Below are 15,494 nucleotides of genomic sequence, written 5' to 3' on the forward strand. Positions count from 1 at the left end.
GGTGTATGTTCATCTTTGCTATCATGGTGGTGGTTAAATTGCTCAATACCCAATTTGTTCACGGGGATACCTATCGCGCTAAGGGCGAAAGCCGTGTTTTTAAGACTTTTGATATTCCTGCCAACCGCGGAAATTTGTACGATAGCAAAGGGAATCTGTTGGCTACTTCAGTACCTAAATATGATATCCGGTTTGATGCGGTGACCGTTAGTAATCAAAACTTTCAAGATCATATAAAGCCTTTATGTGACGCTTTATCAAAGGAATTTGGTAAACCAAGTGCTCATTATAATAAAGTGTTGCGCAAAGCAAGAGCGCAAAAGAACCGGTATTTACTAATTCGTAGGAATATGGGGTATTCTCAATACATGCGGGTTAAAAATTTTCCGCTGTTTAAATTGGGCGCCAACCGCGGAGGATTGATCGTAGAACAACGTACGGTAAGAGAACACCCGATCGGAAAGATTGCCGAACGAACCGTAGGATATGAACGTAAAGATGAACAAGGGTACTATACCCGGGTAGGGTTAGAGGGTGCATATGGTCCTTTTTTAAGAGGCAGAGAAGGAAAACGTAAAAAGCAAAAAATCGCTAAAAATCAGTGGAAACCTATTGGGGATGCTAATGAATTGGAGCCCCAGGATGGATATGATGTAATTTCAACTATTGATGTAAATATTCAGGATATTACCCATCATGCTTTATTGGCTCAATTAGAAGAGTTTGAAGCAGAGCATGGTACGGTCGTAGTCATGGAAACAAAAACCGGGGAGATCAAGGCAATTTCAAATTTGGGAAGAACCAAATCCGGTAAATACTACGAGCGTTTAAATTATGCGGTAGGTGAAGCACATGAGCCCGGCTCTACTTTTAAGCTAATGACCATGGTGGCAGCATTGGAAGATAAAGTCATTGATTCCAGCTTTGTTGTGGATACGGAAAACGGTCGTATTAAATTCTATGATCGGACGGTAAAGGATTCTAAATGGGGTGGATACGGTAAGATTTCAGCGGCAAAAGCATTTGAATTATCCTCTAATACGGCTTTTGCTAAAATTGTAGATCAGCATTATAAACACAATCCAAAGCGCTTTGTAAATCGCCTTATGAATATGGGCATTCATAAAAAATTAGGTTTATCTATAAAAGGAGAAGGAAAACCAAAACTCCCCTATCCCGGGGATAAAGACTGGTACGGTACAACCTTACCCTGGATGGCTCATGGATATGGAGTCGCCATGACCCCTTTACAAACCCTTACTTTTTATAACGCAATTGCCAACGATGGCGAAATGATAAAACCCCGTTTTATAAAAGAGGTAAAAGCCTGGGATCGAACCAAAGAAAAGTTTGATAAAGAAATTTTAAACCCTGCCGTTTGTTCTTCTAAAACAGCAGGAATTGTCAAGCATATGATGGAAAATGTGGTAAAGCGAGGTACCGCCTCTAATATTCATATAGAGAACTTTCAAATTGCTGGTAAAACAGGTACTTGCTGGGGTAATTATGGAAAAGATAAAGAACGAGAATATATTTCTTCTTTTGTAGGTTACTTTCCCGCAGATAATCCGCGCTATTCTTGTATTGTTGTGATTCATAAACCCAACAAGAAAAAAGGATACTACGGTAATATTGTAGCTGCTCCGGTATTTAAAAAAATTGCCTTAAAAGTATACAATGATATTCCGGTAGTAGATTATGTAACTCCGGAAGTAGCAGAGAATACCGCAGTTGAACATAGTTATAAAACCTATTTTAAGAAAGCCCAAACCTATAAAACTAAAATGCCGGATGTTACCGGTATGCCTGCAATGGATGTAGTAGCACTACTGGAAAATTTGGGTTTAAAAGTACAATGCAAAGGCAGAGGAAAAGTAAAGACTCAGTCCATTACTGAGGGTGTGTTCATTAATAAGGGTCAAACGGTAAATCTTCAATTACTATGAAGTTGTTAAAGGACATACTATATAAAGTCAGCCTTGAATCCGTTCAAGGAACTACTGCCGTACCTATAAATGCAATACAGTTTGATTCCCGTAAAGTGAAAGATAATGATGTGTTTGTAGCCATAAAAGGAGAAATCTTAAATGGGCACAATTATATAGAAAAAGCAATCGATCAGGGTGCAAAAACAATTATTTGCGAGGAGTTACCAGAACAAACCATAGAACAGGTTACCTATATTAAAGTTAAAGATAGTCAGCAATCCCTGGCGTTTCTAGCTTCCAATTATTACGACACCCCTTCTGAAAATTTAAAATTGGTAGGTGTAACAGGAACTAATGGTAAAACTACCATTGCTTCTTTATTATACCAATTGTTTAAAAAGGCTGGTTTTAAAGTAGGATTATTATCTACTGTTAAAATTGTAGTGGATACTCAGGAATTTCCTGCCACACATACTACTCCGGATTCACTGACCATCAACCGCTACTTATCAGAAATGAATCAAGCCGGAGTCGAATTTTGTTTTATGGAAGTGAGTTCACATGGAATTGCACAGAAGAGGGTAGAAGGCTTACATTTTGCCGGTGGCGTTTTTACTAATCTATCCCATGATCATCTGGACTATCATAAAAGTTTTAAAGAATATCGGGATGTAAAAAAACAATTTTTTGACGGGTTGCCTAAAACTGCATTTGCATTGACAAATGCGGATGATAAAAATGGTGATTTTATGTTACAGAATTGCAAAGCTAGAAAATATGCGTATGCCTTAAAAACTTATGCGAATTATCGGGGTAGGATTCTGGAAAATAGTTTGAGCGGACTTCTATTAAATATTAATGATCGCGAGGTCTGGACAAAGTTGATAGGGGATTTTAACGGGTATAACTTACTAGCAATCTATGGAGTAGCAGATCAATTGGGATTAGAAACAATGGAAAACCTTCAATTAATCAGTGAATTAAATAGTGTTAGCGGTCGGTTTCAATATCTGATTTCAGATTATCAGAAAATCACCGCAATTGTAGATTATGCACATACTCCGGATGCTTTAAAAAACGTATTAGCAACCATTAACAGCATTCGTACCAATAACGAAACCTTAATTACCGTAGTAGGATGCGGAGGAGATCGGGATATAGAAAAAAGACCGGTAATGGGCAATATTGCCGCCTCGCTAAGTAATAAAGTGATTTTTACCAGTGATAATCCCAGAACTGAAGACCCTGTTGCTATTTTGGAACAAATAGAAAACGGAGTATCCCCAAACGATTATAAAAAAGTAGTCACCATTACTGATCGGAAACAGGCGATTAAGACAGCCTGTCAAATGGCAGAAAAAGAAGATATCATCTTAGTTGCCGGTAAAGGGCATGAAACCTACCAAGAGACTAATGGAGAACGGATTGATTTTGATGATTTTAAGATTGTAAAAGAAGTATTAAACACCATGGGCAAATAAACAAAAGCACAAAAAACCAAAATAAAACAACCACCTTATGTTATATTATTTATTTGAATACTTAGAAAAAACGTACCAGTTTCCAGGTGCCTCTTTGTTTCAGTTTATAACATTTCGGGCAGCGTTAGCTATCTTCTTCTCCTTACTAATTTCTATTGTTTACGGAAAACGTATTATCAACTATTTACGTAAAAAACAAATGGGGGAAAGCATTCGGGATTTAGGATTGGAAGGTCAGAAGGAAAAAGCAGGTACACCTACCATGGGAGGGGTCATCATTATTATGGCTACTTTAATTCCGGTATTACTATTTGCTAAAATTGATAATATCTACATTCTATTACTAATAATTACCACTTTATGGATGGGGGTTATTGGATTTTTAGATGATTATTTAAAGATAAAGAAAAGAGATAAAGCGGGCCTGGCTGGTAAATTTAAAGTGATCGGACAAGTGGGTCTTGGAATAATCGTGGGATGTGTAATGTATTTTCACGAAGATATTACCATTCGGGAAGAAAAAGCTAATGCGGATACCGCCCTGGTAGAAAATTCGCCGGAAATTCCTGATTTTAAACCAGCAGTAAAGTCTTTAAAAACAACCATACCTTTTGTAAAAAATAACGAATTTGATTACGCAGCCGTCATGGCATGGATTCATCCTTCCCTCAAAACATACGTTTGGTTATTATTTATTCCTGTAGTTATATTAATTGTAACTGCGGTATCTAATGGAGCAAACCTTACTGATGGAATTGACGGATTAGCCGCGGGATCATCTGCAATCATTGTACTAACCTTGGCTTTATTTGCCTGGGTATCTGGGAACAGTATTTTTTCAGATTACCTAAACGTAATGTATATTCCAAATTCTGGGGAAATGACCATATTTATTACGGCTTTTACCGGGGCTTTGGTTGGTTTCTTATGGTACAACACCTATCCCGCCCAAGTATTTATGGGAGATACGGGTAGTTTGACTATTGGTGGAATTATTGCTGTGATTGCCATCGCCATTCGAAAAGAGTTTTTAATCCCTATTTTCTGCGGAATCTTTTTTATAGAAACGCTATCCGTAATGATGCAGGTAAGCTGGTTTAAGTATACCCGTAAAAAATATGGGGAAGGCCGAAGGATATTTTTAATGTCTCCGCTACATCATCATTACCAAAAAAAAGGAATCCACGAGAGTAAAATAGTAGCTCGATTCTGGATCATCGGTATATTTTTAGCCTTATTAGCCATTATTACCTTAAAAGTAAGATAAACGTCATGAGTATAAATAGGTCACTACATACAAATATAACACCCGTAACATCAGCTGGAAAGCTGGTCGTACTGGGTGCGGGTATTAGTGGCACCGGGGCAGCACTTTTAGCAAAACAAAAGGGCTATAACGTATGGGTTTCGGATGCTTCGGGAATTGCCGAAGTCGAAAAACATAAATTAAAGCAAGCAGGTATAGCCTGGGAAGAAAACGGACATACCTTATCTAAAATTCTGGATGCGGATGTAGTAATTAAAAGCCCGGGTATTCCGGATACGGTAGCACTTATCCGAAAGATTGAAGAAAAAAATATCCGGATCATTGATGAGATTGAATTTGCTTCTCAACTGACCGAAGCTACACTGATAGCGATAACCGGAAGTAATGGTAAAACAACCACTACGATGCTTACTTATCATATTCTTAAAAACGCAGGATTTAAGGTGAAAATGGCGGGCAATATCGGAATAAGTTTTGCGGAACAGGTATATCAGGAAGATGCGGAATATTACGTATTAGAAATCAGTAGTTTTCAACTAGACCGAATTCAAAAGTTTGCACCTCATATTGCAGTGATTACAAATATCAGTCCGGATCATTTGGATCGGTACAACTATGAGTTTGATAAATACATAGCTTCCAAATTTAATATTACAGTGAATCAGTCCGGAAATGACTATTTCATTTTTGATACGGATGATCCTAATATTACCAATCACTTAGAAAATAATAAAACAAAGGCGCAGAAAATTCCTTTTTCACTTCATAAAGAACTGGATAAAGGTGCTTATGTGCAAGACAATCATATAACACTAAACATAGATCATAATAAAATAAGTATGCCAAGAGAAGCTTTATCATTAAAAGGAAATCACAATGTAAAAAACGCAATGGCTGCGGCTACCGTTTCTCAATTGTTAAAAATCAGGAAAACAACCATCCGTGAGAGCCTGGAAAGTTTTCAAGGAGTAGAACACCGTCTGGAAGATGTCTTGCGTATCAACAACGTACGATATATCAACGATAGTAAGGCTACCAATGTAAATGCGGTACAGTATGCGTTAGAAACTATGAAAGCCCCCACCATTTGGCTTGTAGGTGGCGTAGATAAAGGAAATGATTATACATCATTGTATCCGTTAGTAAATGAAAAAGTAAAAGCGATCATTTGCATCGGGATTGATAATCAAAAGATTATTGAAAGTTTTAAAAATTGTATGGATACGATTTTAGAAACTCAATCTATGAAAGAAGCCGTACGTATGGCATATGGTTTGGCAGAGCGTAATGATAACGTATTACTTTCACCAGCCTGTTCTAGTTTTGACCTGTACAATGGGTATGAAGAAAGAGGACGACAATTTAAAGAAGCTATTAGGGAATTATAAAGAATAGTAAGATAAACGCACATAATCAACTTAAAATAAAATAATAATGAACAGATAATTAGACCCCCAAGTCTAGGACCTATTTAAAAATAATATAAATGAATGCCATTTTTCAGAATATAAAAGGAGATCGCGCCATATGGGCCGTAGCAGCACTCTTGGCTCTTTTTTCCTTCTTGCCAGTGTATAGCGCCAGTAGTAACCTGGCTTATTTATACGGTAACGGGAATACTTTTGTGTTTCTAATAAAACATTTTGCACATTTGGTGTTAGGCTTTGCCATTATGTATGGGGTGCATAAAATACCGTATCATTATTTTAAAGGATTATCAATTATCATGCTGCCGGTAGTAGTTTTGTTACTCTTGTTTACTATGGCACAAAATACAACTATCGGCGGGGCTAATGCCAGTCGATGGATTCGGGTTCCTATTGTAGGGGTGACTTTTCAGACTTCAACCTTAGCTGCGGTAGTTTTAATGGGGTATGTAGCCCGTTACCTTTCTAAAATTAAAGATAAAGTGATCACTTTCAAAGAGACCATTTTACCTTTATGGGTACCAGTATTTATTATTCTAATGTTAATTCTTCCGGCAAACTTTTCAACTACTGCCATTATTTTTTCTATGGTTATCGTCCTGGTTTTTTTAGGAGGATATCCTTTAAAATATTTGTTTTTAATTTTAGGTATGGGTGTACTTGCCTTGACCGTTTTTATTCTAGCAGCAAAGGCCTTTCCGGATGCGTTTTCAAACCGGGTGGCTACCTGGGAGAGCCGGATTGAAAACTTTATGGATGGTACGACCACACAAGAAGATTACCAGATAGAACGCGCAAAAATAGCCATTGCCAGGGGAGGCGTCTTTGGGGAAGGTCCTGGAAAAAGTGTGCAACGTAACTTTTTACCGCAGTCTTCTTCGGATTTTATTTATGCCATTATCATTGAAGAATGGGGATTGATCGGAGGTATCTTTTTAATGCTTCTATATCTACTTCTATTATTTCGATTGATCATCGTTGCTTATAAATGTACGGATGTCTTTGGGAAGTTGTTGGTAATGGGCGTAGGATTACCCATTGTATATCAAGCGCTGATTAACATGGCTGTAGCAGTGGAGCTATTTCCGGTTACAGGGCAAACCTTGCCACTTATCAGTAGTGGTGGAACTTCTATATGGATGACTTGTTTAGCCATCGGAATGGTACTAAGCGTAAGCAGAAAGCGAGAAGAAGTAAAAAACCAAAAAGGTCATGACGAACTTAAACAAATAGATGAAGAAAATCCTTTAGAAATACTATCGGAAGCAATATAAAATGATAAAAAAAGTCATCATATCAGGTGGAGGCACGGGTGGACATATCTATCCGGCAATCGCTATTGCTAACGAATTAAAAAAACGTTCCGAAGGTATCGATATTCTGTTTGTAGGTGCAAAGGATCGTATGGAAATGCAAAAAGTGCCTAAAGCGGGCTATCCAATCAAAGGTCTGTGGATTAGCGGAATCCAGCGGAAGTTATCCCTTAAAAACATGTCGTTTCCGTTAAAACTAGTGTCTAGCCTTTGGAAATCCTTTCAAATTATAAAAGAATTCAAACCAGAAGTGGTTATTGGTACCGGTGGCTTCGCCAGCGGGCCTTTATTAAAAATGGCTGGTTCAGCAAATATTCCGACTGTTTTACAGGAACAAAACTCTTTTCCTGGCATTACCAATAAATGGTTAGCAAAAAAAGCAGATTTAATTTGTGTAGCCTATGATCGAATGGAACGTTTTTTTCCTAAAGAAAAAATTGCTAAAACCGGAAACCCGGTACGCGAAGATTTACTGACCATAAATAATAAAAGAAAGGAAGCCATCAGCTATTTTAAACTTGATGCTTCTCAAAAAACAATATTAATCATCGGTGGAAGCCTGGGAGCTAGGCGTATTAATCAACTTATACATAAAGAGCTGGATTTCTTTAAAGATAAGAATGTACAACTTATCTGGCAATGCGGATCGCTTTACTTTTCAGAATATACAACTTATGCAGATGGTCAAAACGTACAGGTGTTTCAGTTTATTGACCGAATGGATTTAGCGTATGCTGCTGCGGACCTTATTATATCTAGGGCCGGGGCAAGTTCGGTTTCTGAATTATGTATTGTAGGGAAACCGGTAATATTTATACCCTCCCCAAATGTGGCAGAAGATCATCAAACTAAGAATGCAGAAGCTATTGTAACTAAAGGTGCCGCCCGGATGATTAAAGAACCTGAATTAGATACCAGGTTTGAAGGGGTAGTTTCGAAGATATTAGAGAGCAGTAAACTACAAGAACAACTGGGAGAAGCTATTAAAAAATTAGCACAACCGAATGCTACTAAACAGATTGTGAATCATATAGAAAAAATAAGTAAAAGATAATGCAAGGCGTTTTTACTAACATATCAAACTTTTATTTTATCGGCATAGGCGGAATAGGAATGAGTGCTTTAGCTCGATATCTATATGCTTTGGATAAAAAAGTAATGGGTTATGATAAAACAGAAACAAGCCTAACCAAAGAATTAATAACTTCTGGTATTTCTATTCATTATAAGGAAGACTTAGAAAAAATTCCAAAAAGTTTCTTATCCAAAGAAACTACCTGGATTATATATACTCCTGCAGTTACCGGAGATCATAAAGAATTTCAATATTTTAAAAAAGAAGGCTTTACTATAAAAAAAAGGGCGGAACTTCTGGGAGAAATTACAAAACAATATAAAACACTGGCGGTAGCTGGTACGCATGGTAAAACGACCACAACGGCAATCCTGGCGCATCTTTTAAAAGAATCCGGGGTAGGTATCACCGCATTTCTAGGTGGTATTAGCGAAAATTATCATTCTAACCTGGTTATGACCGGTACGGATGTGATTGTGGTAGAAGCAGATGAATTTGACCGTTCCTTTTTACAACTATCCCCGGATATTGCAGCCATTACTTCAATGGATGCGGACCATCTGGATATTTATAAAGAAGCAGACGCCCTTACAGAGTCCTTTGTGGCGTTTGGGAGTTTAGTAAAAGAACAACTTTTAGTAAAAAAAGCACTTCCGCTTGACGGACTTACTTTTGGTATTGAAGATAATGCTGATTATTGTGCCATAAATGTACAAGCAAAAAACGGTACGTACTTATTTGATCTTAAAACTCCCGAAACTCTTATAATAAAACTGCATTTAAACCTACCAGGAAGACATAACCTGTTAAATGCGGTTACAGCCTTTGCAATGGCATTGCTTTATGGATCCCCATCTGAAGCTTTGGCAAAGGCTTTAACCAGTTTTAAGGGCGTACAAAGAAGATTTTCTTATCACATTAATCAAGAAGATTTAATATATATTGATGACTATGCACATCATCCTACAGAAATTGATGCGTTACATCAGGCAATCAGAGAGATGCATCCAGGTAAAAAGGTAACGGCTATTTTTCAACCGCACCTGTTCTCAAGAACACGTGATTTTGCAAATGATTTTGGTAAAAGTTTATCAAAATTTGATCATACCTGGTTGCTGGATATTTATCCGGCACGGGAATTACCTATTAAAGGGGTTGATGCTCATTGGTTATTAGAAAAAATACCTTCAAAAAATAAAAAATATATTACAAAACAACAACTGGAAACACAAATCATAAATAATCCTTCGGATGTATGGGTGACCATAGGAGCCGGGGATATTGGGGAAGAAGTAGCAACCATTAAAAAAATACTAACAACCAAATGAAGAGAATGATGCAGTTTCTAAAAATGATGGTACTTATCGTTGTACTAGGCGGTATGTATGCTTTCGCTGATCAGCGGAACAAAAATCGAAGAGTAAAAGATTTACAAATAAAGTTTGTGGATCAACAAGACCCCTATCTTAATGAATTATCCGTTGATAAATTGTTAATACAAAATCAAATCGGAGTTGCAAATATTGGCAAAGAAATTCTAGCTTTGAACAACGCCGAAGCCGCCTTAGATGCCCATCAACTTATTGAAGAATCTGATGTGTATGTCTCTGTAAACGGACAACTTAACGCCATAATTAAACAAAAAACACCGATAGCAAGAGTAGATGCAAGTACTCCTTATTACATAGATATTACCGGAAAACGAATGCCTTTATCTCAAAGTTATACGGCGCATGTACCTATGGTATATCAAGTGTCAGAGATGGAGGTGCCCGAAGTTTATAAATTGGTAAAACAGATATGGCAGGATGAATTTTTAAAAAAGCATATAACTGACATTTCAAGAATATCAGCACATACCTATGAATTAGGAATCAGGGCACTGGACTTTAAGGTAGTTGTAGGAACAGCAGAAAACCTGGAAGAAAAGTTTAAAAACTTTAAAGCTTTTTATCAAAAAGCGGTAAAAGATAAGAGTTTAGAAAAATATAGTAAAGTGAATTTAGCATTTAAGAATCAAGTGGTTTGCACCCTTAAATAACTTCCGTATGAATACAGATACAAATCAAATAGCAGTAGGCCTGGATATAGGAACCACAAAGATTGTGGCGATGGTAGGTAGATATAATGAGTACGGTAAAATGGAAGTGATGGGCATTGGTAAGTCCAGAAGTTTAGGGGTACATCGTGGAGTTGTGAACAATATAACCCAGACTATTCAATCCATACAGCACGCCATACAAGAAGCAGAAGCTGTTTCCGGAATTAGCATTGACCGGGTGACAGTAGGTATCGCAGGCCAGCATATCCGTAGTCTACAACACAGTGATTATATTACACGTCCTAATGCAGATGCAGTTATTGACGAAGAGGATATAGAAACCCTTTGCAATCAGGTGCATAAACTGGTAATGCTGCCAGGAGAAGAAATTTTACACGTATTGCCCCAGGAATTTAAAGTAGACGGTCAAGCCGAAATAAAAGAACCGGTAGGTATGTACGGGGGGCGTCTGGAAGCTAATTTTCATGTTGTGGTAGGACAGGTTACTTCCATTCGGAATATCGGGCGTTGTGTTAAAAGTTCAGGACTCGAACTATCCGAAGTGACCCTGGAACCTTTAGCTTCTGCAAATGCAGTGCTAAGCCAGGAAGAAAAGGAAGCGGGAGTTGCTCTGATTGATATAGGGGGCGGTACTACAGACCTGGCTATCTTTAAAGATGGAATTATTCGTCATACTGCCGTAATACCATTTGGTGGAAATGTAATTACCGAAGATATTAAAGAAGGTTGTTCTATTATCGAAAAACAAGCGGAATTGCTAAAAATTAAGTTTGGCTCTGCCTGGCCAGGTGAAAATAAGGATAATGAGATTGTTTCTATCCCCGGGTTAAGAGGAAGGGAACCTAAAGAAATTACCCTTAAAAACCTTTCTAAAATTATCCACGCAAGGGTAGTCGAAATTATTGAACAGGTTTTCCTGGAAGTAAAGAATTACGGGCACGAATCCCCGAAAAAGAAATTGATTGCCGGGATTGTATTAACCGGAGGCGGATCACAGTTAAATCATCTAAAACAATTGGTTGAATATATTACCGGGATGGATACGCGAATCGGTTATCCTAACGAACACCTGGCGGGTAATAGTGATCCTGAAACGACAAGTCCGATGTATGCTACAGCGGTTGGCTTAGTCATGGATAGCCTGGAACATGCGGATCGATATGTTAAAAATACGGAGGGAGATGAAGTGGTTTCTCAAAATACTTTTTCATCTGATCAACCGGAAGCTACAAATGAACCTATTACCGATGATCGTTCTTCAGAACAAACTATTCATGAAGATATAAAGCAAGAGCAGGAAGCAGAATTAGCAGAAGAAACCAGAAGAAAAAATGTACGACCCAGAAAAAACATTTTAGAAAAATGGACAGAGAAGTTCAAAGAATTTTTGGACAATGCAGAATAGGACTGAGCCTACCTACCAGTAGGCAGGTGTAAAGAAATTGTCCGGTAAGTCCTTTTATCAAAATGTATAGCGATAAAGAATAAAAACCAACCTAACCCATAAAGTATATAAAAAGAATAAAAAGCAGCAGTTATGAATATGAACCAGGATTTTGATAATATTTCGTTTGACCTCCCCAAAAATCAGTCTAATGTGATAAAAGTAATCGGTGTTGGCGGTGGCGGTAGCAATGCGATTAACCATATGTTTCAACAGGGCATTAAGGGAGTGGATTTTGTAATTTGTAATACGGATTCACAAGCTTTAGAAAATAGTCCGATCCCTAATAAAATTCAGTTGGGGGTTTCCTTAACAGAAGGATTGGGAGCAGGTGCTAATCCTGAGGTAGGAGAGCAGGCGGCAGTAGAAAGTTATGAAGATATCCGGAACATGCTGGAAGGCAATACAAAAATGATCTTTATTACCGCAGGTATGGGAGGAGGTACCGGTACCGGAGCTGCTCCTATTATTGCAAAAATGGCTCGGGAACTAGATGTATTGACAGTGGGAATTGTCACCATTCCGTTTCAATTTGAAGGACGTATGCGAAATGAGCAAGCCCAGATAGGTGTGGAGAAATTACGCTCGCATGTGGATTCTTTAGTGGTCATTAATAATAATAAATTAAGAGAAGTGTATGGGAATTTAGGTTTTAAAGCCGGATTTTCTAAAGCTGATGAGGTCTTATCTACTGCTTCCCGAGGAATTGCCGAAGTAATTACCCACCACTATACCCAGAATATTGACCTTAGAGATGCAAAAACCGTATTGAGTAACAGCGGTACGGCTATTATGGGGTCAGCTCATGCTTCTGGGGCCAAGCGGGCAAATGATGCTATTGCCAAAGCACTAGATTCTCCCTTATTAAACGATAATAAAATTACCGGGGCAAAGAATGTCTTGTTATTAATTGTTTCCGGAAAAGAGGAAATTACCATTGATGAAATCGGAGAAATTAACGATCATATTCAGGTTGAGGCTGGGCATGGTGCCAATATTATCATGGGGGTGGGCGAAGATGAATCCCTGGATGATGCGATTTCTGTAACTGTTATTGCCACGGGTTTTGATATCGACCAACAAGATGAGATTGTTAATACGGAAAGTAAAAAAATTATTCATACCCTGGATGATGAACAAAAGATGGCTGCTCAAAACTTAACACCTAAGTTATCTTCGACTACTTCCAGAATCAGTCCGGAAGTGTCACCAATTCCTAAAAAAACACCGCCCCCTGTAGAACCGGAAATTATCAAACATGAACTGGTAGAAGACGAAGAAGTAACTATTAAAGAAACCTTATTATTACCAACTACCCAATTCTTAAAAAATGTAGAAGTGGTAGATGTAGAAGAAGTGTCAGATTTTACGCCAGAAGATAATTTTGTAATTATCAATGCGCAGGATATCTTAAGCGAGATAGAAGTAAAGGATGCTAAAGAAGTAGAAGAACGGAATGCCCGATGGGAAGCTAAGGAAAAGTTGGCCGAAGAAGAAAGGTTAGCAGAAGAAAAGACCAAAGAACAGTTTCGATTATCCTTTGATATGCCCTCTCAGGACCCGGATAGTTTGCCCAAGCCTTCCAACCTACAAGCAAACAAGTCAGAAAATCCTAATAATAAAAAAGAAATTAAGCCTATTATCCATAAGCTAACAGATGACATTTCACCAAATAAATCTAAGAATCCTTTTGACTTTACCGGAACTCAAGATGTTTCTTCGTCATCAGTGACCAGACATAGCCTGGAAGATTACATGGAAGAAGAAAAAAGATTGATAAATGCAAAACCGGAGGAGGTAGATGAAGAATTAAAAATTGAGAAGAAAGAAATTGATATTGATCGTAGTGATGAAGCTGCTTTAGACGAAGATCCGACAGATCAACCCATTTCTGAAATTCTAAAAGCCAGAACTGCAGAGCGAAGGGCTAAAATGAAAGAATTTAATTATAAATTTAGAAATAACGCTTCGCAGATAGATGATATTGAAAAAGAGCCAGCATACAAAAGAGCGGGAATTGATGTGGATTCAAAACCACCTTCAAAAGATATTTCCAGGACTTCATTGCATACGGATAGCGATAACAATATCCAATTAAGAAAGAATAATTCTTTTTTGCATGATAATGTAGATTAATTTAAAAAGTGTTGCAGATACAATAAATTCATAATTCTGAATTCATAATTCTGAATTATTAGCTATATTCGCAATCCGAAAAACAGGTTACAAGCAGATGAGTTTACAAGATCAGGTAATGGTTAAAATGAAGGAAGCTATGAAGTCGAAGGACACCAATGCGTTAACTTCATTACGTGCCATTAAATCAGCTATTTTGTTAGCTCAGACGGAAAGTGGTGCCAAAGAAGAACTGAGTGAAGACCAGGAATTGAAATTATTGCAAAAACTGGTGAAGCAACGTAAGGATAGTGCTGCTATTTTTACCGAACAGGGAAGAGATGATTTGGCACAACCCGAATTAGACCAAGCAGAAGTGATTGCCCAATTTTTACCGGAACAAATGAGCGAGGAGGAGATTGAAAAGGTAATTGAAGATATTATCAGTCAAACCGGAGCAGAAAGCATGAAAGATATGGGGAAGGTAATGGGACAGGCGAATGCTAAATTGGCTGGGAAGGCAGATGGAAAAACCATTTCAGTGATTGTAAAAAAGAAGTTAAGTTAGTGTCGGTGAAAATAGTTGACAGTTGATTGTTGTCAGTTTTCATTGCATGTGAAATATAAAAAATAGCTCTTAATAGTTTGTTAAGAGAAAAATTTTAAAAGGTTTCCGCATACGCGGAAATAGGGCCCCGTGGCGCAACTGAATAGCGCATCAGATTTCGGCTCTGAGGGTTACAGGTTTGAATCCTGTCGGGGTCACATATGCAAGAAACCGTGTCCAAAAGGGCGCGGTTTTGTGTTTAGAAGAGTATCTAAATTAGGAGCTATAAGTTAAAAGCATAGTTATCTATTAAGTGAAGTTTATGATCGCTACTTATTCCAAACTCTCATTAATGTTTGTGTTTCTAGCAGGTATTGTTATTCTCTGGAAACATAATGATGGAAAAGTTTGGATAGCCAAATTTTCTAATTTCGGTAGGATGGCATTAACTAATTATGTTTTGATGTCCATTATAGGGACTACTTTGTATTACGGTTGGGGATTTGGTTTATATAAATACTGCGGGGCACTATTTTGTCTTATCCTCGGACTATTATGTCTTTACCTTCAAATATTGTTTTCTAATTGGTGGTTGAGTAAATATAGACAAGGGCCTCTGGAAAAAATATGGAGAAAACTTACCTGGATAAATGATAGATAATTTATAGTGAAGGTAAGCATATAAAAAGCGCGCAACCAGATTAACTAAATAGTAAGTAGTCAAATGGCTCGAAATATAGAAATGAGTTAACAGTTTGGTTTTAGTGCAATCCAGTAAAGCGTGAGTTTGCTATTCAAAATAAAATTAGATAAGACCTTGTTTTACCAGTAGATA

General features: G+C 37.6%; 12 protein-coding genes and 1 tRNA gene. All 13 read left to right on the forward strand.

The window, feature by feature from the left end; genetic code table 11:
* The first annotated feature begins 5 nt into the window (after window positions 1-5).
* Complete coding sequence (locus NBT05_RS08555) at window positions 6-1,946, forward strand: penicillin-binding protein (RefSeq protein WP_265773071.1); 1,941 nt, start codon at window positions 6-8, stop codon at window positions 1,944-1,946.
* The gene (locus tag NBT05_RS08560) at window positions 1,943-3,409 is read left to right on the forward strand and encodes a UDP-N-acetylmuramoyl-L-alanyl-D-glutamate--2,6-diaminopimelate ligase (RefSeq protein WP_265773072.1); all 1,467 of its coding nucleotides are present in this window, start codon (window positions 1,943-1,945) and stop codon (window positions 3,407-3,409) included. Before NBT05_RS08555 ends, NBT05_RS08560 begins: the two co-directional genes overlap by 4 nt.
* A 37-nt stretch (window positions 3,410-3,446) precedes the next feature.
* Window positions 3,447-4,676: a phospho-N-acetylmuramoyl-pentapeptide-transferase gene (mraY, locus tag NBT05_RS08565; protein WP_265773073.1), complete on the forward strand. Its 1,230-nt coding sequence runs from the start codon at window positions 3,447-3,449 to the stop codon at window positions 4,674-4,676.
* Window positions 4,677-4,681: 5 nt separating this feature from the next.
* Window positions 4,682-6,064 (forward strand): UDP-N-acetylmuramoyl-L-alanine--D-glutamate ligase, encoded by a 1,383-nt coding sequence (gene murD / locus NBT05_RS08570; protein WP_265773074.1) that lies wholly within the window; start codon window positions 4,682-4,684, stop codon window positions 6,062-6,064.
* Window positions 6,065-6,162: 98 nt separating this feature from the next.
* Window positions 6,163-7,377 carry an FtsW/RodA/SpoVE family cell cycle protein gene (locus NBT05_RS08575; protein ID WP_265773075.1) on the forward strand — a complete coding sequence of 405 codons (1,215 nt, stop codon included), beginning with the start codon at window positions 6,163-6,165 and terminating at the stop codon, window positions 7,375-7,377.
* Between the two features lies 1 nt (window position 7,378).
* Window positions 7,379-8,470 (forward strand): undecaprenyldiphospho-muramoylpentapeptide beta-N-acetylglucosaminyltransferase, encoded by a 1,092-nt coding sequence (murG, locus tag NBT05_RS08580; protein WP_265773076.1) that lies wholly within the window; start codon window positions 7,379-7,381, stop codon window positions 8,468-8,470.
* Window positions 8,470-9,819 carry a UDP-N-acetylmuramate--L-alanine ligase gene (gene murC, locus NBT05_RS08585; RefSeq protein ID WP_265773077.1) on the forward strand — a complete coding sequence of 450 codons (1,350 nt, stop codon included), beginning with the start codon at window positions 8,470-8,472 and terminating at the stop codon, window positions 9,817-9,819. The genes murG and murC overlap by 1 nt, the downstream gene beginning before the upstream one ends.
* Window positions 9,816-10,532: a cell division protein FtsQ/DivIB gene (locus NBT05_RS08590; protein WP_265773078.1), complete on the forward strand. Its 717-nt coding sequence runs from the start codon at window positions 9,816-9,818 to the stop codon at window positions 10,530-10,532. Before murC ends, NBT05_RS08590 begins: the two co-directional genes overlap by 4 nt.
* A gap of 7 nt (window positions 10,533-10,539) precedes the next feature.
* Window positions 10,540-11,958 carry a cell division protein FtsA gene (ftsA, locus tag NBT05_RS08595; protein ID WP_265773079.1) on the forward strand — a complete coding sequence of 473 codons (1,419 nt, stop codon included), beginning with the start codon at window positions 10,540-10,542 and terminating at the stop codon, window positions 11,956-11,958.
* A gap of 132 nt (window positions 11,959-12,090) precedes the next feature.
* Window positions 12,091-14,133: a cell division protein FtsZ gene (ftsZ, locus tag NBT05_RS08600; protein ID WP_265773080.1), complete on the forward strand. Its 2,043-nt coding sequence runs from the start codon at window positions 12,091-12,093 to the stop codon at window positions 14,131-14,133.
* A gap of 97 nt (window positions 14,134-14,230) precedes the next feature.
* Window positions 14,231-14,680: a GatB/YqeY domain-containing protein gene (locus NBT05_RS08605; protein WP_265773081.1), complete on the forward strand. Its 450-nt coding sequence runs from the start codon at window positions 14,231-14,233 to the stop codon at window positions 14,678-14,680.
* Window positions 14,681-14,803: 123 nt separating this feature from the next.
* A tRNA-Arg gene (locus tag NBT05_RS08610) sits at window positions 14,804-14,877 on the forward strand.
* Between the two features lie 104 nt (window positions 14,878-14,981).
* Window positions 14,982-15,320 (forward strand): DUF418 domain-containing protein, encoded by a 339-nt coding sequence (locus NBT05_RS08615; protein WP_265773082.1) that lies wholly within the window; start codon window positions 14,982-14,984, stop codon window positions 15,318-15,320.
* Window positions 15,321-15,494: the final 174 nt, after the last annotated feature.

Source organism: Aquimarina sp. ERC-38, assembly GCF_026222555.1.
Lineage (GTDB): Bacteria > Bacteroidota > Bacteroidia > Flavobacteriales > Flavobacteriaceae > Aquimarina.

Excerpts from the sequence above, each read along its gene's own strand:
- NBT05_RS08555 (WP_265773071.1), top strand. The coding sequence starts at position 6 with ATGTTCATCTTTGCTATCATGGTGGTGGTTAAATTGCTCAATACCCAA.
- NBT05_RS08560 (WP_265773072.1), top strand. The coding sequence starts at position 1,943 with ATGAAGTTGTTAAAGGACATACTATATAAAGTCAGCCTTGAATCCGTT.
- mraY (WP_265773073.1), top strand. The coding sequence starts at position 3,447 with ATGTTATATTATTTATTTGAATACTTAGAAAAAACGTACCAGTTTCCA.
- murD (WP_265773074.1), top strand. The coding sequence starts at position 4,682 with ATGAGTATAAATAGGTCACTACATACAAATATAACACCCGTAACATCA.
- NBT05_RS08575 (WP_265773075.1), top strand. The coding sequence starts at position 6,163 with ATGAATGCCATTTTTCAGAATATAAAAGGAGATCGCGCCATATGGGCC.
- murG (WP_265773076.1), top strand. The coding sequence starts at position 7,379 with ATGATAAAAAAAGTCATCATATCAGGTGGAGGCACGGGTGGACATATC.
- murC (WP_265773077.1), top strand. The coding sequence starts at position 8,470 with ATGCAAGGCGTTTTTACTAACATATCAAACTTTTATTTTATCGGCATA.
- NBT05_RS08590 (WP_265773078.1), top strand. The coding sequence starts at position 9,816 with ATGAAGAGAATGATGCAGTTTCTAAAAATGATGGTACTTATCGTTGTA.
- ftsA (WP_265773079.1), top strand. The coding sequence starts at position 10,540 with ATGAATACAGATACAAATCAAATAGCAGTAGGCCTGGATATAGGAACC.
- ftsZ (WP_265773080.1), top strand. The coding sequence starts at position 12,091 with ATGAATATGAACCAGGATTTTGATAATATTTCGTTTGACCTCCCCAAA.
- NBT05_RS08605 (WP_265773081.1), top strand. The coding sequence starts at position 14,231 with ATGAGTTTACAAGATCAGGTAATGGTTAAAATGAAGGAAGCTATGAAG.
- NBT05_RS08615 (WP_265773082.1), top strand. The coding sequence starts at position 14,982 with ATGATCGCTACTTATTCCAAACTCTCATTAATGTTTGTGTTTCTAGCA.